A 20,916-nucleotide genomic window follows, 5' to 3' on the forward strand; every position below is an offset into this window, starting at 1 on the left:
CTGCAGCGCCATCTGGCGCCGCGCATCGCGCAGGTTGTGCGCCGTGGCCACGGTGCATTGCTCGGCCGCTATCAGCGCCGCCATCATGCGGGCGGAATCTTGTTCATCGTCAACGATCAGGACGTGGTTCAACGGTGACCTCCCGGTGTTGTTGTGGACCGCGGCTTCACTCGATTGCAGGCTCACCTGCGTCCAACGGTCTCTTGCCGGACCGGCCTGCCGCCGCGCTGGCAAGCATTTTGCGTCACGGCCCCTGCCTGTCGCCGTGAGCCTCCCAGCTCACGGCACGCCACGAAACCTCAAGGGAGCCGTTCATGAGCACTGCCACGTGCGAAGAAGCCTGGGACCGTTCGAGAAAACGGGCCGAGAGAATCGTCGTCTGGACCTGCATGAGCATGGTGGCGGTGAACCTGCTGCTGGTCATCCTGCTGTGACGCGAAGCCGCGCGTGCGCCACTCGTGGACGCGTGACGCACGGCGAAAAATCGCAATCGCCGTGGGCGCGCTTCAGGGCCCTCTGCGATACACACGCATGACCAGGGCCTCGTCATTGTTGGAGTGGCCATCGCCGACGGGCACCCAGCCGGCATTCACGAGCAGCTCCATCACCTTGACGGCATCCACGAGCCGCGTCGTCCTGACGACGTGCGACACGACGCCCGGCTGGTTCTCCAGCCCGATACAGATGTAGCCTGCATCGGGCGTGACGGGAAGCCGACTCTTCTGCAAGTTCTTCAGTTGACTGCATAACTCGGCAAAGCTCCGCGAGGGCGATCGCTGGAGCGGCGCAGGGCTGTACTGCATGGTTCCGGTCTGTCCTGTATTTGATGCCGCAACCACCGCAAGCTTTGTGCCGGGAAAGGCGAGTCCGTGGCGCCGTCCCGCTGGCGCCGGACTGGCAGCCTCAGGGCGTCGGGTCTGGTGGCTGGCGCGTTGGCTCCGAGGGCTGCAGCAGTGGAACACGCAGCTCGAAGCGCACCTCGCCATCGGCAGCCTCGTAGCGCAACTGCCCGCCGTGGCCGCGCACGATCTGGTCCGCGATGAAAAGCCCCAGTCCCATGCCTGACGGATTGCGCATGTTGCGCACCGACTCGCGCTTGAAGGGATCGAACAGGCTGGCGGCGATCTCCGGCGCGATGGGCTCGCCGGGATTGGTCACGGCGACCACCGCGGCGTCGCCTTCCTGGCGCGCGGCGATGACGATGGGACCACTGCGGCCATGGTGGCGCGCGTTGCTGAGCAGGTTGGAGATGACCTGGGAGAAGCGGCCGGTGTCCACCTCCACCGGCAAGCGCGCCGGCAAGCGGCGCTCGACGACCGTGTCGGGATAGGCCACCACGATTTCCTCGACCAGTTCATTCACCAACGGGACCAGGTCCACCTGGCCGAAGCTCATGCCCAGGCCCAGCCCGCTCTGCAGCCGCGAGATGTCCAGCACGTCGCTGATGAGCCGCTGCATGCGGTTGGTGGAATTGCGCAGCACAGAACTCATGCGCTCGTTCGCGCCCACCCGGTCGATGACCTGCGCGGCCATGCTGATCGACTGCAGCGGGTTGCGCAGGTCGTGCCCCAGCACCGCCCAGAGCTGCGAGCGGGCTCGGTCCATCATCACCACGCGGTCGGCATGGGCCCGGGTGAGGTGGTCCAGCAGCTGGCGGGCGATCTCCAGCTGCGTGTCGTCCCACGGCACGGCCGTGCCGTGCACCGTCTCGCACCACTCCGAGAACGAGCCCCGGGGCGTCAGGCGCGGCCCCAGCGGGCCGTGCGCGATCACCTTGTCCGGCCTGCCACCCCAGCGGATGGTCTGCACCTGTTCCAGGCGCAGGCCGACGAGCCAGCCCTGGTCGGCACGGTCATATCCCAGGGCCAGCACACCGCAGTACGGGGGCGAGGTGCCGTCCGGCGACGAGGGCAGCTCCTCGGCCCGGGTGATGTGCACCAGGTTGCGATCCCGCCGCGCCAGCTCGGCCACCAGGGCCTCTGCCCACCGCAGGTCCACACGGCCGTGGGCGTGCAGCCGCCCGCCGCCCGCGATGATCAACGCATCGCATCCCAGGTTCTTCGCAATGACGCCCGCCTCCGCGGCCAGCACGTCCCTCACCGAGTCGCCCTCGGCGATGCGGGTGGTGAGCTCGGTACGCAGCCAGGCAGCACGCGCCACCAGCGCTTCCCGGGCCCTGGCATCGAGCGTCTGCACCGTGGAGGCCAACAGCTGGGCCAGCACGTCGCACGCGAGCCGCACGGCATAGGGCACCTGCAGCGGCCTCATGTGGTGGCAGGCGATCATTCCCCACAGGCGGCCGCCCACGACGATCGACACGCTCATGGATGCCTGCACGCCCATGTTGCGCAGGTACTCCACGTGGACGGGTGAGACGCTGCGCAGCACGCTGTGGCTCAGATCCAGGGGCCCGGAGGCTGAACCGCCGTCCAAGATCGGCACGGGCCGATAGTTCACGTCGGCAATCAGCCGCAGCGTGTTGAGCACGTACAGCCGGCGCGCCTGGGCCGGGATGTCGCTGGCCGGGTAGCGCCGGCCAAGGTAGGGCTCCAGGTCCTCGCGGCGCGCCTCGGCAACCACGTCACCGCTGTCGTCATGGCGGAAGCGGTAGCCCATGACCCGGTCGAAGCCCGTCATGGCGCGGATCTGCAGCACCGCCTCGTCCAGCAGCCGCTCGACGCTGGGCTGCCGCTTGAGGTGGCTCATGGACCGGTAGGCCTTCTGGGCGAAGGCAGCGCGTTCCTCGGCGCTCTGCTTCCTCAGCTCGAACTCGCACAGCACACACTGGTTATGTGCATGCACCACGACGTCGAAGCACTGGCCGTTGCGCTCCATCGACACCGAGCGCAGCCCCACCTCGTCGTCCACGGCGCTGGCTTCCAGCACCTCGCGCACGAGCTCGTGCACGGCCTCCTGCGCGTCCAGGTCGGTCGGCCGCAGGCGCTCGCCAAAGGCCGGCAACGGCCCCAGCAGCTCGGCCGCGTTGGCGCTGGCGTGGCTGAGCCGGCCCAGCCGGTCCAGCGCCAGCAGCGCCCCGTGGGGCTGGATGGCGCCCGGGATGTGAATGGGCTCGCGGTCGCAGTTGTCCAGCGACACCACAGCGCCGCTTGCCGTGTGCTCGGGAACGGGTTGGCGCGAGGAATGGGGCATCTACTGCCAAGCCTTCTTCGGTGTAGGGTCGCAGGGCGCTGAACGACTGCGGAAGCAGCTTCGATGCCTGGCGACGCAAAGGGATATTGGCGACGTGCTACGGCCCAAGCTGGACAAACCGCTCCGGCACCGGAGCAGTTTGCCAAACAAGCCGGCGGCCTCGCCACCGGGGCTTGGTCACAGGCTCAACCACCATGGGAGCCTCGGACATCTTCCGGGCCGAATGAAGCTTCCGGAAGAAGGGTCATGCAGATCCTGATCAACATCGACGTGGACGACCTGGAGCGGGCCGAGGCCTTCTACCTCGCCGCCTTCGGGCTGAGGCTTGGGCGCCGGTTGGGCCCGGACGTGGTGGAGCTGCTCGGTGCGCCGTCGCCCCTGTACCTGCTGCGCAAGGCGCCCGGCACGGCCCCCTCGCCCCACACGGCGCAGCGGCGCGACTACCGGCGCCACTGGAGCCCCGTGCACCTGGACTTCGCCGTGGACGACATCGAGGCCGCCGTGCGGCGCGTGCTCGCCGCCGGCGCGACGCCGGAGCAGCCCGTCTCCGATTTCGCCTGGGGCCGCCTCGCCACCTTCGCCGACCCTTTCGGACACGGCTTCTGCCTGGTGCAGTTCACCGGCCGGGGCTACGACGCCATCGCCACCTGAAGCGGCAGCGCCGCGCCGCCCCCGACGGGCCTCAGCCGGCCTCGAACTGCGAGCGCACGAAGCGCCAGACCAGCCGCGAGGCATCGGGGCCCACCGGGTCGCTGAAGCGCTGGCGTGCGTCGCCGCCACTCCAGGCGTGGCCCAGCCCCTGTACCTCGCACAGGGTCGCCACGGTACGGCGGCCGCACTTGTAGTCGGTGACCTGCATGGCGTGGCGCTGGCCGCGCCGCACCTCGCGCGGCTTGCACAGCCGCGCGCCGGCAGCCTGCGCCCACAGCTCGGCCGCCGCCGCGGCGTTGCGCGAGGACACCACCGCGTCGGCGCTGCCGTGCAGCACCAGCAGCGGCGGCAGCGGCTCCGCGGCCAGCAGCATCGGCCCCACGGGCACGGGACCGGCGCGGCCCAGGCCCAGCATCGCGCGCACGGCCGTGCCCGAGGAGCGCGCCACGCCCGGCGGTACGCCGGAATGCATGGCGACGGCGCGGAACAGCCCCGGCTGCCGCACGCCCAGCAGCGCCGCCATGCTGGCGCCGGCCGACAGGCCCGCCACGGCCAGCCGTCCGCGGTCCGCGCCGTACAGCAACGCCGCCTGCTCGATGGCGGCCACCAGCGTGGCGGCCTCGGCCAGCGCCTGGCCGCTGCGGGTGTCGTACCAGTTCCAGCAGCCCTGCGGATGGGCGCGGCGGTCCTGCTCGGGATAGAGCACCAGGAAGCCCTCGCGCGCGGCGATGCGGTTCATGCCCGTGCTCAGCGCGAACTCCCGGGCGTCCTGGCCGCAGCCGTGCAGCATCACCAGCATGGGCAGGCGCTGGCGCGGTCGCGCCGCGGCGGGACGGAACAAGCGCCAAGCCCGGAGCCCGGCCGGCCCCAGCGTCATGCCCGGCAGCCAGTCGCCCTGCCCCGGCGGCGGCGCGTTCGCCGCGGCCACGGCCTTGGCCCACTGCCGCGTGGCCTGCTCGCCGGCCTTCGCCAGCGTGCGCACCTGCTTGCGCGCACTGCGCTGCCAGATCGAGACGAGTTTTGAAGAAGGCATTCCGTTCCAGACCGGCGCGTCCAGCGCCATGAGTTCGCAGGCCCGCAGGCTAAGCGCTGCCACCCCGGCGGCGTTGCGAGTTGTTGCCGCAACAGGCCCGCAGCGCACGTGCCTTGCCCTGGGCTGTTCGAGGCGGCCGGCGTGCGTGGCGCGGCGCCCCGGCAACTGCAACGCGGAGGCGGGTCATGGCGGAATGGGTCATCGGTTTCATCAGGGACCACGGCTACCTGGGCATCGCGGCCCTGATGCTGGCCGAGAACCTGTTTCCGCCCCTGCCCTCCGAGCTGATCATGCCCTTCGCCGGCTACCTGGCCGCCACGGGCGACCGCCATCCGCTGCTGGTGCTGCTGGCCGGCGTCGTGGGCTCGGTGGTGGGCGCCTATCCCTGGTATGCCGCGGGACGCCTGCTGGGCTGTGCCCGGCTCAAGCGCCTGGCGGAAAAGCATGGCCGCTGGCTGACGGTGTCGCCCGACGACATCGACCGGGCCGAAGCCTGGTTCAAGCGCCGCGGGCCCATCGTGCTCGTGCTCGGCCGGCTGGTCCCGGCGCTGCGCACCGTCGTGGCGCTGCCCGCCGGGCTCACGGCCATGCCGTTGCTCACCTTCACCGCCTTCACGGCGCTGGGCTCCGGCCTGTGGTGCGCGCTGCTCACGGGCGCGGGCTACCTGCTCGAAGACCAGTACGAGCGCATCTCGTCCTGGATGAACCCGCTGTCCACGGGCATCTTCGTCCTGTGCATCGTCGTTTACGTGACGCGCGTGGTGCGGCAGGGGCACCAGCACGGTTGATGCGGCTTGGAGTCTTGGCCGTGGGCTGGTCGGGTTCGATAAATATTTCGACATCCCCGCGCAGGCGGGGACCCAGGTGGCCCCCAAGCCGCCGCAAGTAGATCGGTTGGAACACCGGAGCTTGGCCCTTGGTTCGCAGCGCCCAGGCTGCGGGCTGACGTGGGGCCGCCTGGATTCCCGCCTTCGCGGGAATGACGAAGTAGAAAGCGGACCGAATCAGCTTGCGGCCAGCGTCCAGCAACTTTTCCCGGACAGCAGTGCGTCTTCGCAGGCATGACGGACTTCTATGGCGCAGACCCGGGACGAAGTGTCCAGGCGCGCTCAGTAGCGCCTGCGCCGCAGCCCCAGCGACCACACCGCCACCAGCCCCAGCGCCGCAGCGGCCAGCGGGGCGCGGTGCGTGGTCATCCACGCCTGCGCGCTGCGGTCCGTGGCCTGGGCATCGAAGCGGCCGTGCGCGCCGTGGTCGCCGGGCACCGGCTGCCACAGGTTGTCGCGCCGCCCCGCTGGCAGGGGCTCGTCACTCTGCTGCCCCTCGACGGCGCGAGCGCCCAGCAGCCGGTCCAGGAAGCCGGGCACCACCTTCGTGCCGAGGATGGCCTGCACCGCGGGCCAGCCCACCCACAGCTCGCGCCGCCTGTGCGTCGCGGCCCAGTACACCGCGCGCGCCGCGATCTCGGGCTGGAAGATCTTGCCCATCGGCCGCGGGCTGCGCGGCATGGTGGTGCGGCCCCAGTCGAACTGCGGCGTGTTGAAGGCCGAGAGCTGCACCATGGTCACGTGCACCCGGCTGCGGTCATGCGCCAACTCGCAGCGCAGCGAGTCGGTGAAGCCGCGCAGCGCCGCCTTGGCGCCGCAGTACGGCGCCTGTAGCGGGATAGAGCGGTAGGCCAGCGCCGACCCCACTTGCACGATGGTGCCGGCGTCGCGCGGCTTCATGCGCCGCAGCGCGGCCCGCGTGCCCCAGACCGCGCCGAGGTAAGTGACGTCCGTGGCACGGCGGAAATCGTCCCCGGACACCTCCAGCAGCGGCGCGAAGATGGTCGCCATCGCGTTGTTGACCCAGACGTCGATGGGGCCCCACTCGCCCTCCACGCGATCGGCCGCGGCCTCCACCTGCCCCTCGTCGCTCACGTCGGTCGGGATGCACAGCGCCTCGCCGCCCAGCCGCTCGACCTCGGCGCGGGCCGCCTGCAGCCCGTCCTCGCCGCGCGCCAGCAGCGCCACGCGCCAGCCGTTGCGGCCGAACTCCTGCGCGATGGCCCGGCCGATGCCGGCCGACGCGCCGGTGACGACCACGACGCGGCGGCGGGAGGGAGAGTCGGTGCGGTCCATGTGGCGTACATCAGCCATGGCGTGAGCCTTCCGGGCAGAGCCCAAAGCAGTCAGGAGCGACGAAAGAGTCAGGGCGCTGCGTCTGCATGCGCGCCCTCGGCAAGAACCAAGCCCGGAACACCCCGGCCGCCAGCGCTCACCGCCCCCGCAGCAGATACCCCGCCATCAGCCGCGCGTGCTCCTCGGTGACCCCCATGTCCGGCATCGCGGTGTGCGGGTCGATGCGCTGGGGCTCGCGAATCCAGCGCACCAGGTTGTCGGCGGTGGCGGGCAGCCCGCCGACCAGGACTTCGCGCCGTGCCAGCCCTTCCAGCGGCGGTCCCACGTGCGTGTCCGGGCCCACGATGCCGGGTATGCGGTGGCAGGCCACGCAGGCGTATTGCGTGAGCGCCAGCTTCGCTTGGTCCTGCGCGTCGCGCGACTGCAGCGGACGCAGGTCGGCGGTGGGCGCGGAGCGGCAATCGGGGCGGCCGTCGCATCGGGCCGCGGCGGCGCACTGCAGCGGCTGCGACCGTTCCATGGCCTGCGCGTAGCCGGCGGGCGAGAGCTCGGCCATGTGGTCCACGAAGGCCACCACCGCCCACAGCTCCTCGTCCGTGAGCCGCAGCTCCCACGCCGGCATGCCGCTCATCTTGATGCCGTGCCGGGTGATCCAGTAGACGTCCTGCGGGCGCCAGCGCCGCGCCGCGTCCGCCAGCGGGCCGGGCAGTGGCTGCAGGCTCAGGCCGATGGGCTCCTGCGCCACGCCCGGGCCGCCGTGGCACTGCACGCAGTGGCTGCGGTAGCACGCGGCGCCCAGCGCCAGCCGCGCCGGCTCGCGCAGCGGCGGCACCTCCACCTTGTCGGCACGCACGCGCACCGAGTAGCGCATGGCCGTTTCCAGCAGCGCGTACACCGGCCCGGTGTGGGAGGTGGTGGCCGAGGTGTCGTACAGGCCCAGGCGCACGAACGCGGCCAGGCCGGCCAGCGCCAGCAGCCCTGCGGCCAGCAACAGCAGCAAGCTTTTCTTCATCAGTGCCAGGACGCTCCGGTGCCGATGCCGCAGCCTCCTGCAAGCCGCGCGCCTTGAGCGGGCACGATTCTTGGTCCCGCCTCGCGCGATGCCTTCCATCACCCGCCACCCGCGCCGCGCCATCACCGCCCTGGCGGTGCTGCTGTGCCTGGGCGCCGCCGGCTGCGGACGCACGGAGGCGGAGATGCCGCGCTTCGCCCGCGTCGAAGGCGGCGACGCCCGGCGCGGGCAGATGCTGCTGGCGCGCTACCAGTGCGGCAGCTGCCACGTGATCCCGGAGGTGCCCTCGGCGGCCGGGCGCAGCGCGCCGACGCTGGCGGGGTTCGGACAGCGCAGCTACATCGCGGGCCAGGTGCCGAACCTGCCGCACAACCTGGTGCGCTGGCTGCAGGACCCGCAGGCCCTGGTGCCCGGCACGCGCATGCCCGACATGGGCGCGAGCGAGGCCGACGCGCGCGACATGGCGGCCTACCTGCTGACGCTGCGATGAGCGCCCCGCCGGCCCCCTCCAGCCCCTCCGTGCTGTCCCCGGCCGGCATGGAGGCCGCGGCGCTGAGCGAGCTGAGCTGGGTGCTGTTCATCGGCGCGGCGGTCATCTTCGTGGGCGTCATGGTCCTGCTGGGCTGGACGCTGCGGCGCGGGCCACGGCGCGCGGTGCCGAACGCGTGGTGGGTGGTGGGCGGCGGCCTCGTGTTCCCGGTCACGGTCCTGAGCGCGCTGCTGCTCTACAGCACCGCGCGCACGGCGGGGCTGGAGCGCACGCTGGCGCAGCCGCCGCTGGTGGTGACGGTCACGGGCCGGCTGTGGTGGTGGGAGGTGCGTTACCGCGATCCGGCCGGCGGCCCGGACGTGGTGCTGGCCAACGAGCTGCGCCTGCCCGTAGGCCGGGCCACGCAACTCGGCCTCACGGCCGACGAGCTGATCCACAGCCTTTGGGTGCCCGAGCTGGGCGGCAAGCGCGACCTGGTACCGGGGCGGGTGAACCACCTCGTGGTCACGCCGCGGCGCGCCGGCGTGTTCCGCGGCCAGTGCGCCGAGTACTGCGGCCTGCAGCACGCGAAGATGGCCCTGCACGTCGTGGCGCTGCCGCAAGCCGAGTTCGAGTCCTGGCTCGCGCGCCAGGCGCGCCCGGCCAGCACCACCCCGCCGGCGCAGCCGGCAGCCGCCGAGGCCACGCTGGCCGCACGGGGCCGCGCAGCCTTCGTCGCGCAGGGCTGCGCCGCCTGCCACAGCGTGCGCGGGCACGCCGAGGGCGCGCCGCGCGGGCCGGACCTCACGCACGTGGGCGGCCGGCTGTACCTGGGCGCCGGCGCGCTGCCCAACGAGGCCGGCGCCTTCAAGCGCTGGCTGGTGGGCGTCCAGGACATCAAGCCCGGCGCGCGCATGCCCGATTACGCCCACCTCGACGCCGCCACGCTGGACGCGCTGGCGGCCTACCTGGAGCAGCTGCGGTGACACCCGAAGGCGACGAGGCCGCCATGCGCCAGCTGCCCAGCAGCCTGCCGCGCCCGCCCGACGAGCTGCCGGCGCTGGAGCGCGTGTGGGAGCTGCCGCGCGGCCGGCGCTCGGTGACGGCGGTCAACAACACCTACATCGGCAAGCTCTACATCGCCACCGCGCTGCTGTTCCTGCTGCTGGCGGGCGTGCTGGCGCTGCTGATGCGCGCGCAACTGGCGGTGCCGGGCAACACGCTGCTCGCGCCGGGCACCTACAACCAGGTCTTCACCATGCACGGCTCGGTGATGATGTTCCTCTTCGCCGTGCCCATCGTCGAAGCCGTCGCGGTGTACCTGCTGCCCAACATGCTGGGCGCGCGCGACCTGCCCTTCCCGCGCCTGTCGGCTTACGCGTACTGGGCCTATGCCTTCGGCGGGCTGGCCTTCTTCTGCACGCTGTTCCTCGGCCTGGCGCCCGATGGCGGCTGGTTCATGTACCCGCCGCTCACCAGCCGGGTCGAATCGCCGGGGCTGAACGCCGATTTCTGGCTGCTGGGCATCGGCTTCATCGAGATCTCGGCCATTGCCGGTGCCGTCGAGCTGATCGTGGGCATCCTGCTGACGCGCGCGCCGGGCATGACGCTGGTGCGCATGCCGGTGTACGCCTGGGCGATGCTGATCGTGGGCCTGATGATCGTGTTCGCCTTCCCGGCCGTGATCGCCTGCACCGCGCTGCTGGAGATGGAGCGCGCTTTCGACTGGCCCTTCTTCGACGCCGGGCGCGGCGGCGACCCGCTGCTGTGGCAGCACCTGTTCTGGTTCTTCGGGCACCCGGACGTCTACATCATCTTCCTGCCCGCGGCGGGCATGGTCTCGGTGATGCTGCCCGCGCTGGCGGGCACGCCGCTGGTGGGGCATCGCGCCGTGATCGCGGCGCTGCTGGCCACGGGCTTCTTCAGCTTCGCGCTGTGGGCGCACCACATGTTCACCGCCGGGCTGGGCTCGCTGAGCCTGAGCTTCGTCTCGGCGGCGAGCATGGCGGTGGCCATCCCGGCGGGCATCCAGGTCTTCGCCTGGCTGGGCACGCTGTGGCGCGGACGCGTGCGCTGGAACACGCCCACGCTCTTCCTGCTGGGCTTCCTGGTCACCTTCACGATGGGCGGGCTCACCGGCGTGATGGTGGCGGCGCTGCCCTTCGACTGGCAGGCGCATGACAGCTACTTCATCGTCGCGCACCTGCACTACGTGCTCATCGGCGGCATGGTGATGCCGGTGCTGGCGGCGCTGTACTACTGGATGCCGTTGCTGGGCGGGAATCAACTCAGCGAGCGGCTGGGGCGCTGGGTGTTCGCGCTGGTGTTCGGTGGTTTCCATCTCACCTTCTTCCCCATGCACCTGGCCGGGCTGCTGGGCATGCCGCGGCGCGTCTACACCTACGAGACCGGGCTGGGCTGGGATGGGCCCAACCTGCTGTCCACCGCCGGCACGCTGGTGCTGACGCTGGGTTTCCTGTTGCTGCTGCTGGACGTGGTGCGCACGCTGCGCCAGCCGCGGCGCGCGCAGCAGAACCCGTGGAACGCGCCCACGCTGGAGTGGGTGCCCTCGGCCAACTACGGCATGCGCAGCATCCCGCAGGTGGAGAGCAGCCACCCGCTGTGGCAGCGGCCCAGCCTGGCCGAGGAGGCTCAAGCCGGGCGCCACTGGCTGCCGGGCACGGCCACCGGACGGCGCGAGACGCTTTTCACCACGCCGCTGCGTGCCGATCCGCACCACCTGATCGTGCTGCCCGGGCCGAGCTGGCTGCCGGTGCTGGGCGCGCTGGGCACGGCGGCCTTCTTCCTGCTGCTGACGGTGAAGTGGTTCGTTCCGGCAACGGCGGGCGGCCTGCTGGCTGTGGGCTGCGTGCTGGCCTGGCTGTGGCAGACCGACTGCCTGCCTGCCGACCGCGACGCGCAGGTGGCCGACGGCGTGCGGCTGCCCGTGGGCGACCGGCTCGGCTGGTCGCATTCCTGGTGGGCCACGGTGGTGGTGCTGGTGGTGGATTTCATGGTGCTGGCCTCCATGGCCTTCGCCCACGTGCACCTGGCGATGCTCGCGCCCGAGTGCCCGCCGCCCGGCGCGGCGCTGCCCTCGCTGGGCCGGGTGGCGCTGGCGGCCGGCGGCTTCGTGCTCGGCGGCGCGCTGTTCGCCTGGACCGGGCACGGGCTGGGTGCGCGCGCACCCGGGCGCTGGCGGCTGCTGCCGCTGCTGGCCGCCACCGGGGCGACGGTCGGCGCCTTCGCGCTGCTGCTGGGGGCCTTCGTGGACACGGGGCTGGCGCCCACGGCCCACGGCTGGGGCGCCACCATCGCCGGGCTGCTGAGCTACCTGGGCTTTCACGTGGTGCTGCTGCTCGTGGCGGCGGCCTACCTGGCGGCGCGCCTGTGGCATGGGCTGCTCACGCCGCGCCAGCGCGCCACTTGGGACAACACCGCGCTGCTGTGGTGGGGCGCCTGCGCGCAGGGCGTGATCACGGCGCTGCTGCCGCATGCCGTCGCGGCCCTGATGTGATGAAGAGCGTCGGCCGCCGCTTCCCCTTCTTCGCCGGCACCTGGGCCGGCAGCGCGCCGCTGCTGCTGTGGGCGCTGCATTTCGCCTTTTGCTACGGGGCCGTGGCGGTGGGCTGCACGGCGATCCTGCACGGCGGCGCGTGGCTCACGGCGGAGCAACTGCGGTTGCTGATGGGCGGCGCCACGGTGCTGGCGCTGGCGCTGGGCGCGCTGCTGCTGTGGCGTGCCTTCGCCGCCGGCCGGCAGGTGGGCGGCCGCCTGCTGCCGCGGGTGCGGCTGCTCGGCGCGCTGCTGGCACTGGTGGGCATGGCCTGGACCGGGCTGCCGCTGGCGATGCTGCCGGCGTGCGGGGCGGGGTGAGGGCAGCGTCGCCCCAGGCTGTGCAAGCTCAAAGCGCCTCGCCCCCTTCCTCCCGCGTCAGCCGCTCCGCATCCTCCCGCCCGAACAGCCAGAACATCGCCGGCGTCAGGAAGGTGTCGAGCAGGGTCGAGCTGACGAGGCCGGCGAAGATCACCACCGCCACCGGGTGCAGCACCTCCGTGCCCGGCTGCTCGGCTTCGAACAGCAGCGGCGCCAGCGCGAAGGCCGTCACCAGCGCCGTCATCAGCACCGGCGCCAGCCGCTCCAGCGAACCGCGCACGATCATCGCGTGGCTGAAGCTCTCGCCCTCCAGCCGCATCAGGTTCAGGTAGTGGCTGACCTTCAGGATGCCGTTGCGCACCGAGATGCCCGCCAGCGTGATGAAGCCCACCAGCGCCGCCACCGACAGCGGCTGCCCCGCCAGCCACAGCCCGAACACCGCGCCCACCAGCGCCAGCGGGATGTTGGCCATCACCAGGAGCGACAGCCGCGCGGAACGGTAGCGGCTGAAGAGCACGGCAAACATCAGCGCCAGCGACACCAGCGACAACAACCCCACCAGCCGCGACGCCTCCTCCTGCGCCTGGAACTGGCCGCCCAGCGTCACGAAATAGCCTTCCGGCAACCGGGTGTCGGCCAGCACGCGGCGCATGTCGGCCACGATCTCCGACAGCGGCCGCCCCTGCGCGTTGGCCGACAGCACGATGCGCCGCCGCCCGTCGTCGCGGCTGATCTGGTTGGGGCCGTCGCCGTCCTCGATGGACGCGATCCGCGACAGCGGCACGCGCCCCGTGGGCGTCTCGATCAGGATGTCCTGCACCCCCCGCGCCGAGCGCGCCTCCTCCGGCAGCTTCACCACCAGCGCGAAGCGCCGGCCGCCCTCGACGATCTGCGTGACCTTCTCGCCCTCCACCAGGCTCTGCAGCACGCTGAGCACCTGCGGCGCCGGCACGCCGTAGCGGGCCGCCGCGGCGTAGTCCACGCGCACCTTGATCTGCGGCGCCAGCACCTGCTTCTCCACCTCCAGGTCGGCCACGCCGGGAATGGCGGCCAGCCGGGCGCGCAGCGTGTCGGCCTGGGCGCGCAGGGTGTCCAGGTCCTCGCCGTAGAGCTTGATGGCGATCTGCGAGCGCACGCCCGAGAGCATGTGGTCGATGCGGTGCGAGATGGGCTGGCCGATGGAGACGGCCGCGGGCAGGTTCACCAGGCGCGCGCGGATGTCGGCCGCAATGTCTCCCATCGGGCGCGTGAGCTCGTGCGTGGGCTTGAGCCCCACGTCCAGCTCGCTCACGTGCACGCCCTCCGCGTGCTCGTCCAGCTCCGCCCGGCCGCTGCGCCGCCCGACGTGCGTGACCTCGGGCACCTTCATCACCAGCGCCTCGGCCTGCCGCGCCAGGGCCGCCGACTCCGACAGCGTCACGCCGGGGTTGAGCCGCAGCCCCACCAGCAGCGTGCCCTCGTTGAAGGGCGGCAGGAAGGTCGTGGGGAAGAAGGGAACCGCCACCAGCGCCGCCAGCACCGCCGCGCCACCGGCGGCCAGCGCCGCCTTCGGCCGCAGCAGCACCCGCTGCAGCGCGGCGGCATAGCGCCGCTTGAGCCCCGCCAGCAGCCGCGTGTCGCCGTGCGCCAGCGACTTCATGCGCGGCAGCAGGTAGAAGGACAGCACCGGCGTCACCGTCACCGAGACCACGAGGCTGGCCAGCGTCGAGGCGATGAAGGCGATGCCCAGCGGGATGAACAGCCGTCCCTCCATGCCCGGCAGCGCGAACAGCGGCACGAACACCAGCACGATGATCACGGTGGCGTAAAGGATCGCCGAGCGCACCTCCATCGTGGCGCGCGCCACCAGCTCGATCGGGTGCAGGTGGTGGCCGGGATGCCGGGCCCGGTCCTCCTTGAGCCGGCGCAGCACGTTCTCCACGCCCACCACCGCGTCATCGACCAGCCCGCCGATGGCGATGGCCAGGCCGCCCAGCGTCATCGTGTTGATGGACAGCCCGAACCAGCGGAAGACCAGCGCCGTGACGAAGATCGACACGGGGATCGCGGTCAGCGCGATGACGGTGGGCCGCAGCGTGCCGAGGAAGAAGTACAGGATCAGCGCCACGAACACCGACGCGGCGATGAGCTTGGCCTGCAGGTTGTTGATGGACGCCTCGATGAAGCTGGCCTGGCGGAAGGTCACCCGGGGCGCGTCCATGCCCGCGGGCAGCGAGGCCTTCAGGCCGTCGAGGGCGCTCTCCACCGCGCGCGTGACGCCGATGGTGTCGGCCGTGGGCTGCTTCTGGATGCCCAGGATCACGGCCGGCCGGCCTTCGAAGCCGGCATCGCCGCGCTTGGGCGCGGGTGTGAAGCCCACCTGGGCGACCTGGCGCAGCAGGATGGGCTGCCCGTCCCGCGCCGTGAGCGCAAGGTTGCGCAGGTCCTCCAGCAGCGAGCTGCGGCCCAGGTGGCGGATGAGGTATTCGCGCCCGTTGAGCTCCAGGAAGCCGCCCGAGGTGTTGGACGAATAGCCCTTGAGCGCGGTTTCGAGCTGCTCGTGCGTGATGCCGAGCTCGGCCATGCGCCGCGTATCCGGCTGCACCTGGAACTGCCGCACCTCGCCGCCGATGGGGATGACCTGCGCCACGCCGGGAATGGCCATCAGGCGCGGGCGCAGCACCCAGTCGGCGTACTCGCGCACGGCCATCGGCGAGATGCGGGCCGTGTCCACCGGCACGGCGACCTGCAGGATCTCGCCCATGATCGAGCTGATGAGCCCCATGCGCGGCACGACGCCCTCGGCCAGCCCTTCCTCCAGCGCCGCCAGGCGCTCGGACACCATCTGCCGCGCGCGGTAGATCTCGGTGCCCCAGTCGAAGGTGACGTAAACGAAGGACAGGCCCGCGGAGGAGACCGAGCGCACCGTCTCCACGCCGGGCAGCCCGTTCATCGCCGTCTCCAGCGGGAAGGTGATGAGCTGCTCCACCTCCTCGGCGGCCATGCCGCCGGCCTCGGTCATGACGGTGACCGTGGGCTTGTCGAGGTCCGGGAAGACGTCCACCGGCGTGCGCGACAGCGTCCACGCGCCGTAGGCCATGAGCACGAGGCTGGCAATGAGCACCAGCAGCCGGTTGGACAGGCTGCCGGCCAGTAGCCACTTGAACATGCGGGGTGCTCCTTCAGCGGACCTGGTTGACCAGGGCCGCGCCCGAGGTGACCACGCGCTCGCCGGGCCGCAGGCCCGAGGTGACGGCGGCGTGCACGCCATCCAGCGGCTCGACCGTGACCACGCGCGGCTCGAAGCGCTCCGGCGCCGTCTTGACCCAGACGATGGTCTGGTTCGACGGGCTCTTCATCAGCGCGGCCAGCGGCACGGCGACGCCCTGGACCTTGGCCCGCGTCCGCACGAAGACCTGCACCGGCTGGCCCACGGCCAGCCTCGACAGCGCCGGCCCCTGGGCCGCGAAGCTCAGCGGCAGGGCCTGCTCGCGCAGCACCCGCGCGGCGCCCAGGAAGCGCAGCGGCACGCGCTCGCCGCCCACGGCCAGCGTGGCGCCGGCCACGTCGCCGGCCACCGCGGCGTCGTAGGCCAGGGCCTCCACGCGCAGCCGCGAGGGATCGACGATCTCGACGACCAGCTCGCGCGCATCCACCACCTGGCCCGCGACCACGTGGGCCGAGGCGATCACGCCGGCCACGGGCGCCACCAGGGCCTCCCGCGCTGCGAGCCCGCCGCCCAGCACCCGGGCGCGCGCGTCCAGGCTGGCGACCTCGGCTTCCAGCGCCTCGATCTCGCGGCGCGGCACGGTGTCCGACAGCGCCTGCAGCCGCGCCAGGCGCTTGTCGGCCAGGACGCGCGCGGCCTGGACCTCGGCCAGCTGCGCGGCCTGCCCGGAACGCTCCAGCGGCGAGGCCGACGGCGCCACGAAAGCCAGCACCTCGCCCTTGCGCACGGCCTGTCCCACCGAGGGCAACCCGCGCGGGCCAGCCTCGATGCGGCCCGCGATGGAGGCCTGCACCTTGCCGCCGGCGTTGGGGTCCATCACCACGGTGCCGGCCAGCTCCAGCGTGCGGGCCAGCTCGCCGGCCTGCACGCGCATCGTGCGCACCGAGAGCTGGTATTGCGCCGGCTTGGGCAGGAACACGCTGCCGTCGGGCCGGCGGCTGGGGCCGTTGGCGTTGGCCGCCGGTGCCGGGTCGCCATGGTCGTGCCCATGCTCGTCCGCGGCGCGGACGGAGAGCGCGCTGCCGATCAGCGCGGCCAGCAGCAGCGTGGCAATCAGCCGGGCGCTCATGCGGCACCTCCCGTGCGGGCGCGGCGCGCAACGCGCCGGACGATCCAGACAGCGGCGGCCAGGCTGGCCGCCAGGGCAGCCACCCAGGGCGCGAGGCGGCGCCAGGCCGGAACTGGCGCCTCGTCGGCGTGCTCGGCCTCGTGCACGTCGATCTCCGCCATCAGCAGGTCGTCCTGGTCGCCGGCCCAGACCGTGGCCATGACCGGGACGACGCCGGGCTTGAGCGGTTCGGCCAGCGTGGCCTCGTAGGCGCCCTCGTGCGCTTCGACGTCCAGCTTGGCGCCGCCGATCTCCAGCTCGATGCGCGCGCCCGTGACCGGCGCGTTGTCCTCGAAGCGGTCCAGATAGAGCGCCACGTGCGTGCCGTTGACGATGCCCACCAGCTCGAAGGTCTCAGAAACCGCCGCGAAGCGCGGCAGCGCGGCGCCAGCCTCCTGGGCCGGCGCGCCGTGATCGTGGTCGTGGTCATGGCCGTGCTCGTCGGCGGCCAGCGCCGACGCCAGCACCGCCAGGCCGAGCCCCAGGCCGGCCAGCAATTTCTTCAGGTTCATGTGCTTTTCCCTTACTCGGGCAACAGGCCCAGGGCCTGGCGCAGCTGCGAGACGGCAGCGGCCAGATCGATGCGGGCGCGGGCGGCCAGGCGCTCGGCCTCCACGGCCTCCAGCTCGACGCGCAGCCGCGCCGGCAGGTCGCTCTCGCCGGCGCGGAAGGACTTCTCGATGAACCCCCGCAGCTCGGCCGCGAGCCGGGCGCGGCGCTCGGCGGCATCGGTCGAAGCGCCGAGCGCCTGCACCCGCGCGCGGGCCGCGCGCACCTCGGCCGCCACGCGGTCCTGCTCCAGCGCCAGCGCGGCCTGGGCTTCGAGCTCTTCGGCGCCCGCCGCGGCCACGCGCGCGGCGCTGTCGCCCTGGGTACCCAGGGGCACGCGCAGGCCGACGATGAGGCTCTGGCTCGATGGCTGGGCCCGCTCGGCGCGCTCGCGCACGGTCCCCAGCACCAACTCGGGATGCGCGCGGTTCTGCGCCGCCGCGAGCCGCCGCTGCCGGGCCGCGGACTCCGCCCGCGCCGCCAGCTCGCCCAGCGCCGGATGAAGGGCCTCGGACTCCAGCGTCGGCGGCATCGGTTCCGGAGCAGGCGTGTCGCCCGGGACGGTTTCCGCACCGACGAGGGCCGCCCAGCGCTGCGCGGCCTGGGCCAGATCCACCTCGGCCTGGGACACGGCCGCGTCAGCTGCGGCCACCGCCAGTTCGGCCTGGTGGGCGTCGGCCCGGGCCAGTTCGCCCGCGGCCACACGCCGGGCCACGTCCGCGCTGAGCTGCAGGGCGTTGCCGCGGCGCTGCTGCGCCAGCTCGCGTTCCAGCCGGGCGCGCTGGTGCGCCCAGTAGGCCTCGCGCACCTGCTCGGCCACGCGCCAGCGGGCGGCGTGGATGCGTGCCTGCGCCAGCGTGGCCTCCGCCGATGCCACGGCCTGGGTGCCGGAGCGCTCTCCGGGCAGCCACAGCGGCACGGCCACGGTGGCTTCCACTTCGCGGGCGCCCTCGTTGCGGTGCGGCCGGTCGCTGCGGGCATTGATCTCCAGGGCTGGCGGCTGCGGCGACCAGCGCCGGGCCGCCTGGGAGGCGGCAGCCACGGCGGCCTGTCGCAACGCGGCGGCGCGTGCCTCGGGCTGGCGTGCCCAGGCCGCCTCGAAGCCTTGCCGGATGTCGTGGTGGAACGCGGCCGTTGGCTGCGCGTGTACGGGCAGGCAGGCGGCCATCCAGGCCAGCGCCAGCCCGCTGGGGATGCCCCAGCGTCGTTGTCTCATGGGTCCTCTCGTCGCGATGGCGGGCGCAGCGGCCCGCGGAATGCGATGCCGACGAGGGGCGGCGCACCGCGTCTGGTGCGCTCGATGAAGAAACCGCCCCGCCGGCCCGGTCAGGCGACGAGGGGCAGGGGTGGCCTGAGCAGCGTGTCCGGCGAGCGGTCCGGGACCGCGGCCTGGTAGCGAGGGAAGGCGCCGGTGCCGATCCAGGGCGGCGCCTGGGCATCGACGGTGGCGAGGAAGGCGGCGCCCAAGCCGTGGCACACGCCGCAGTCGGCATCGGCGCCCAGGCTGCCCAGGCCGGCCTTCTTGTCGGCGCCCTCGGCCTTGGCGGACTTGCCCGCGTCGTGGCCGGCCTCGGCGCCGTGGTGCTCATGCTGGTGGTGCCCGAAATGCCGCGTGGCAGCGCCCGCCGCCTCGTGCCCGCACAGGCTCGCCGCCGCGGCCCAGGACCACTGGAGCGGCAGGACGAACATCAGGACGATGAGCAGGAAACGGCGCATGAGGGGCGGGAGTCTAGCAATGCGGGGTGCGCGGGCCGGGCTTGGTGGGGATTGGGTGCGGGGGCAACGGAGGGGTGCGGGGCTGGCTCTCATGTCCGGCCAGCCATGTGCCCCAGGACCCCCACTTGCCACGCGCGTTGCGCCCCCCCCTCCCCTCCGCCGACCATGGCCCGCCACTGGTACAAGAACGCCGCCATCTACTGCCTGGACGTGCGCACCTTCGCCGATGGCAACGGCGACGGCATCGGCGACTTCGCCGGGCTGAGCGCGCGGCTGGACCACCTCTACGGGCTCAACGTCAGCTGCGTCTGGCTGCAGCCCTTCTTCCCGTCGCCGATGCGCGACAACGGCTACGACATCACGGACCACTACGGCATCGATCCGCGCCTGGGCACCCTGGGCGACTTCGTCGAGTTCGCGCGGCTGGCGCGGGAGCGCGGCATCCGCGTGCTGGTGGACCTGGTGGTCAACCACACCTCCACCGACCACCCATGGTTCCAGGCCGCGCGCAGCGACCGCCAGTCCCCGCTGCGCGACTGGTACGTCTGGCGCGACGACAAGCCCGAGGACGCCGAGGAGGACGTGGTCTTCCCGGGCACGCAGCGCACGACCTGGACCTGGGACGAGGCCGCGCAGGCCTACTACTTCCACCGCTTCTACAGCCACCAGGCCGAGCTCAACATCGCCAACCCCGCGGTGCGGCGCGAGATCGAGAAGATCACCGGCTTCTGGCTGCAGCTGGGCGTGAGCGGCTTCCGCGTCGATGCCCTGCCCTTCCTGCTGGAGCTCAAGGGCCTGCCGCAGGCCGAGCAGGAGATGGCCTACCACTACCTCAGCGAGCTGCGCCAGCACGTGCAGCTGCTGCGCGGCGACGCCTGCCTGCTGGCCGAGGCCAACATCACGCCCGACGAGGTGCCGGCTTACTTCGGCGACGGCGACCGCATCCACATGTCCTTCAACTTCTGGGTCAACCAGCACCTGTTCCTGGCACTGGCGCGCGGCGACGCGACGCCGCTGCGCCAGGCCTGGGCCGAGCTGCCGGCGCTGCCGCCCTGGTGCCAGTGGGCCAACCTGCTGCGCAGCCACGACGAGCTGGACCTGGGCCGGCTCTCCGAAGACGAGCGCCACGAGGTGTTCGAAGCCTTCGGCCCCGATCCGTCCATGCAGCTCTACGACCGCGGGCTGCGCCGGCGGCTGGCGCCCATGCTGGGCAACGACCGGCGCCGCCTGCTGCTGGCGCACAGCCTGCTGCTGACCATGCCCGGCGCGCCGGTGCTGCGCTACGGCGACGAGATCGGCATGGGCGAGGACCTGTCGCTGGCCGAGCGCGCCAGCGTGCGCACGCCGATGCAGTGGAGCGACGCGCCCAACGGCGGCTTCTCCAGCGCGCCGGCCGAGCGGCTGCCGCTGCCGGTGATCAGCGGCGGCGACTTCGGTTTCGAGCGCGTCAACGTCGAGGCGCAGCGCGGCGACCCGGAGTCGCTGCTCAACCGCGTGGAGCGCATGCTGCGCATCCGGCGCGAGTGCGATGCCTTCGGCGAAGGCGCCTGCCGCTTCCTGGACATCGGCCCGCCGGCGCTGCTGGCGCAGCGCTGCGAGGGCTTCGGCTACGTGTTGTTCACGCTGCACAACCTGGGCTCGCAGCCGCTGGAGCTGTCGCTGCCGCTGGAGGGCGCCCGCGGGGAGATCCATGACCTGCTGGCCGGCCGACCACTGGAAGGTTCCTCGGCCGGCGAGGGCGAGTGCCGGCTGAAGCTGGGGCCCTGGGGCTACCAGTGGCTGCGCTGCGGGTGATGCCGTTTCGGCAGTACCGCCGCGCTCAAACCGCCGCAGCCGCCGCCTGCGCGCTGGGCGCCATCGCCACCCACGCCCTCGGCACTCGCCGCGACGCTTGTCGGAACGCGGTGATGACGCCGCCCAGGCCCTCGTAGCCGGTCAGCGACGGGCCCCACGATGAGCCGTTCCAGCACTTGTGATACAGCGCGCCGTCCGTGCCCGTGACGAACACGTCCAGCCGGTTC

At 72.5% G+C, this 20,916-nt stretch carries 19 protein-coding genes; 7 read left to right on the forward strand and 12 right to left on the reverse strand.

Features of this window, described 5'->3' with window-relative positions:
* The 3 genes from Q0741_RS19020 to Q0741_RS19030 all read right to left on the reverse strand — a co-directional run.
* A partial coding sequence (locus Q0741_RS19020; RefSeq protein WP_298234803.1) for a hypothetical protein occupies positions 1–186 on the reverse strand: 186 nt, incomplete at its 3' end.
* 320 nt (positions 187–506) lie between these two features.
* The gene (locus Q0741_RS19025) at positions 507–803 is read right to left on the reverse strand and encodes a hypothetical protein (protein WP_298234765.1); all 297 of its coding nucleotides are present in this window, start codon (positions 801–803) and stop codon (positions 507–509) included.
* A 100-nt stretch (positions 804–903) separates the two neighbouring features.
* Entirely contained in the window at positions 904–3,150 is a 2,247-nt protein-coding gene (locus Q0741_RS19030; protein ID WP_298234766.1) for an ATP-binding protein, read from the reverse strand.
* 246 nt (positions 3,151–3,396) lie between these two features.
* Between Q0741_RS19030 and Q0741_RS19035 the strand changes: the two genes are divergently transcribed.
* The gene (locus Q0741_RS19035; RefSeq protein WP_298234767.1) at positions 3,397–3,801 is read left to right on the forward strand and encodes a VOC family protein; all 405 of its coding nucleotides are present in this window, start codon (positions 3,397–3,399) and stop codon (positions 3,799–3,801) included.
* A 31-nt stretch (positions 3,802–3,832) separates the two neighbouring features.
* Here Q0741_RS19035 and Q0741_RS19040 read toward each other — a convergent pair whose 3' ends face one another.
* Positions 3,833–4,834, reverse strand: a complete 1,002-nt coding sequence (locus tag Q0741_RS19040) for a PHB depolymerase family esterase (protein ID WP_298234768.1) — start codon at positions 4,832–4,834, stop codon at positions 3,833–3,835.
* 185 nt (positions 4,835–5,019) lie between these two features.
* Here Q0741_RS19040 and Q0741_RS19045 point away from each other — a divergent pair, with 185 nt between their 5' ends.
* Complete coding sequence (locus Q0741_RS19045; protein WP_298234769.1) at positions 5,020–5,622, forward strand: DedA family protein; 603 nt, start codon at positions 5,020–5,022, stop codon at positions 5,620–5,622.
* Positions 5,623–5,943: 321 nt separating this feature from the next.
* On the opposite strand, the gene Q0741_RS19050 is transcribed toward Q0741_RS19045, so the two are convergent.
* Together Q0741_RS19050 and Q0741_RS19055 are read right to left on the reverse strand one after the other, a co-directional pair.
* Positions 5,944–6,975: an SDR family oxidoreductase gene (locus tag Q0741_RS19050; protein WP_298234770.1), complete on the reverse strand. Its 1,032-nt coding sequence runs from the start codon at positions 6,973–6,975 to the stop codon at positions 5,944–5,946.
* 118 nt (positions 6,976–7,093) lie between these two features.
* Positions 7,094–7,969, reverse strand: coding sequence for a c-type cytochrome (locus tag Q0741_RS19055; RefSeq protein WP_298234771.1), 876 nt, complete (start codon positions 7,967–7,969; stop codon positions 7,094–7,096).
* A gap of 88 nt (positions 7,970–8,057) precedes the next feature.
* On the opposite strand from Q0741_RS19055, the gene Q0741_RS19060 reads away from it, so the two are divergent.
* Genes Q0741_RS19060 through Q0741_RS19075 form a run of 4 tightly spaced genes read left to right on the forward strand, consistent with a single transcriptional unit; the run spans position 8,058 to position 12,314 of the window.
* Positions 8,058–8,459, forward strand: a complete 402-nt coding sequence (locus Q0741_RS19060; protein ID WP_298234772.1) for a c-type cytochrome — start codon at positions 8,058–8,060, stop codon at positions 8,457–8,459.
* Positions 8,456–9,424, forward strand: a complete 969-nt coding sequence (locus Q0741_RS19065; protein ID WP_298234773.1) for a c-type cytochrome — start codon at positions 8,456–8,458, stop codon at positions 9,422–9,424. The genes Q0741_RS19060 and Q0741_RS19065 overlap by 4 nt, the downstream gene beginning before the upstream one ends.
* A gap of 23 nt (positions 9,425–9,447) precedes the next feature.
* The gene (locus Q0741_RS19070; protein WP_298234802.1) at positions 9,448–11,955 is read left to right on the forward strand and encodes a cbb3-type cytochrome c oxidase subunit I; all 2,508 of its coding nucleotides are present in this window, start codon (positions 9,448–9,450) and stop codon (positions 11,953–11,955) included.
* Entirely contained in the window at positions 11,955–12,314 is a 360-nt protein-coding gene (locus Q0741_RS19075) for a hypothetical protein (protein ID WP_298234774.1), read from the forward strand. The genes Q0741_RS19070 and Q0741_RS19075 overlap by 1 nt, the downstream gene beginning before the upstream one ends.
* A 28-nt stretch (positions 12,315–12,342) precedes the next feature.
* Here the strand turns inward: Q0741_RS19075 and Q0741_RS19080 are convergent, their stop codons facing one another.
* The 5 genes from Q0741_RS19080 to Q0741_RS19100 all read right to left on the reverse strand — a co-directional run bounded on the left by Q0741_RS19080 (position 12,343) and on the right by Q0741_RS19100 (position 18,895).
* Complete coding sequence (locus Q0741_RS19080; protein ID WP_298234775.1) at positions 12,343–15,462, reverse strand: efflux RND transporter permease subunit; 3,120 nt, start codon at positions 15,460–15,462, stop codon at positions 12,343–12,345.
* Positions 15,463–15,475: 13 nt separating this feature from the next.
* Positions 15,476–16,591 carry an HlyD family efflux transporter periplasmic adaptor subunit gene (locus tag Q0741_RS19085; protein ID WP_298234776.1) on the reverse strand — a complete coding sequence of 372 codons (1,116 nt, stop codon included), beginning with the start codon at positions 16,589–16,591 and terminating at the stop codon, positions 15,476–15,478.
* On the reverse strand, positions 16,588–17,142 hold the full coding sequence (locus Q0741_RS19090) for a hypothetical protein (RefSeq protein WP_298234777.1): 555 nt from the start codon (positions 17,140–17,142) through the stop codon (positions 16,588–16,590). Before Q0741_RS19090 ends, Q0741_RS19085 begins: the two co-directional genes overlap by 4 nt.
* An 11-nt stretch (positions 17,143–17,153) precedes the next feature.
* On the reverse strand, positions 17,154–18,395 hold the full coding sequence (locus tag Q0741_RS19095) for a TolC family protein (RefSeq protein WP_298234778.1): 1,242 nt from the start codon (positions 18,393–18,395) through the stop codon (positions 17,154–17,156).
* A 110-nt stretch (positions 18,396–18,505) separates the two neighbouring features.
* Positions 18,506–18,895: a cobalt-zinc-cadmium resistance protein gene (locus Q0741_RS19100; RefSeq protein ID WP_298234779.1), complete on the reverse strand. Its 390-nt coding sequence runs from the start codon at positions 18,893–18,895 to the stop codon at positions 18,506–18,508.
* A gap of 165 nt (positions 18,896–19,060) precedes the next feature.
* Between Q0741_RS19100 and Q0741_RS19105 the strand changes: the two genes are divergently transcribed.
* Positions 19,061–20,689, forward strand: coding sequence for an alpha-amylase family protein (locus tag Q0741_RS19105; RefSeq protein ID WP_298234780.1), 1,629 nt, complete (start codon positions 19,061–19,063; stop codon positions 20,687–20,689).
* 25 nt (positions 20,690–20,714) lie between these two features.
* On the opposite strand, the gene Q0741_RS28915 is transcribed toward Q0741_RS19105, so the two are convergent.
* A complete protein-coding gene (locus Q0741_RS28915; RefSeq protein WP_367184146.1) occupies positions 20,715–20,903 on the reverse strand; it encodes a hypothetical protein in 189 nt (62 codons plus the stop codon).
* Positions 20,904–20,916: the final 13 nt, after the last annotated feature.

This window comes from uncultured Azohydromonas sp. (assembly GCF_937926365.1).
Classification (GTDB): Bacteria; Pseudomonadota; Gammaproteobacteria; order Burkholderiales; family Burkholderiaceae_C; genus Azohydromonas.

What these genes read in the sequence shown, in the direction of transcription:
- Q0741_RS19065 (WP_298234773.1), top strand. Translation starts at nt 8,456, where the DNA reads ATGAGCGCCCCGCCGGCCCCCTCCAGCCCCTCCGTGCTGTCCCCGGCC.
- Q0741_RS19070 (WP_298234802.1), top strand. Translation starts at nt 9,448, where the DNA reads ATGCGCCAGCTGCCCAGCAGCCTGCCGCGCCCGCCCGACGAGCTGCCG.
- Q0741_RS19040 (WP_298234768.1), bottom strand. Translation starts at nt 4,834, where the DNA reads ATGCCTTCTTCAAAACTCGTCTCGATCTGGCAGCGCAGTGCGCGCAAG.
- Q0741_RS19050 (WP_298234770.1), bottom strand. Translation starts at nt 6,975, where the DNA reads ATGGCTGATGTACGCCACATGGACCGCACCGACTCTCCCTCCCGCCGC.
- Q0741_RS19035 (WP_298234767.1), top strand. Translation starts at nt 3,397, where the DNA reads ATGCAGATCCTGATCAACATCGACGTGGACGACCTGGAGCGGGCCGAG.
- Q0741_RS19080 (WP_298234775.1), bottom strand. Translation starts at nt 15,462, where the DNA reads ATGTTCAAGTGGCTACTGGCCGGCAGCCTGTCCAACCGGCTGCTGGTG.
- Q0741_RS19100 (WP_298234779.1), bottom strand. Translation starts at nt 18,895, where the DNA reads ATGCGCCGTTTCCTGCTCATCGTCCTGATGTTCGTCCTGCCGCTCCAG.
- Q0741_RS19060 (WP_298234772.1), top strand. Translation starts at nt 8,058, where the DNA reads ATGCCTTCCATCACCCGCCACCCGCGCCGCGCCATCACCGCCCTGGCG.
- Q0741_RS19085 (WP_298234776.1), bottom strand. Translation starts at nt 16,591, where the DNA reads ATGAGCGCCCGGCTGATTGCCACGCTGCTGCTGGCCGCGCTGATCGGC.
- Q0741_RS19095 (WP_298234778.1), bottom strand. Translation starts at nt 18,395, where the DNA reads ATGAGACAACGACGCTGGGGCATCCCCAGCGGGCTGGCGCTGGCCTGG.
- Q0741_RS19105 (WP_298234780.1), top strand. Translation starts at nt 19,061, where the DNA reads ATGGCCCGCCACTGGTACAAGAACGCCGCCATCTACTGCCTGGACGTG.
- Q0741_RS19090 (WP_298234777.1), bottom strand. Translation starts at nt 17,142, where the DNA reads ATGAACCTGAAGAAATTGCTGGCCGGCCTGGGGCTCGGCCTGGCGGTG.
- Q0741_RS19025 (WP_298234765.1), bottom strand. Translation starts at nt 803, where the DNA reads ATGCAGTACAGCCCTGCGCCGCTCCAGCGATCGCCCTCGCGGAGCTTT.
- Q0741_RS19075 (WP_298234774.1), top strand. Translation starts at nt 11,955, where the DNA reads ATGAAGAGCGTCGGCCGCCGCTTCCCCTTCTTCGCCGGCACCTGGGCC.
- Q0741_RS19030 (WP_298234766.1), bottom strand. Translation starts at nt 3,150, where the DNA reads ATGCCCCATTCCTCGCGCCAACCCGTTCCCGAGCACACGGCAAGCGGC.
- Q0741_RS19055 (WP_298234771.1), bottom strand. Translation starts at nt 7,969, where the DNA reads ATGAAGAAAAGCTTGCTGCTGTTGCTGGCCGCAGGGCTGCTGGCGCTG.
- Q0741_RS19045 (WP_298234769.1), top strand. Translation starts at nt 5,020, where the DNA reads ATGGCGGAATGGGTCATCGGTTTCATCAGGGACCACGGCTACCTGGGC.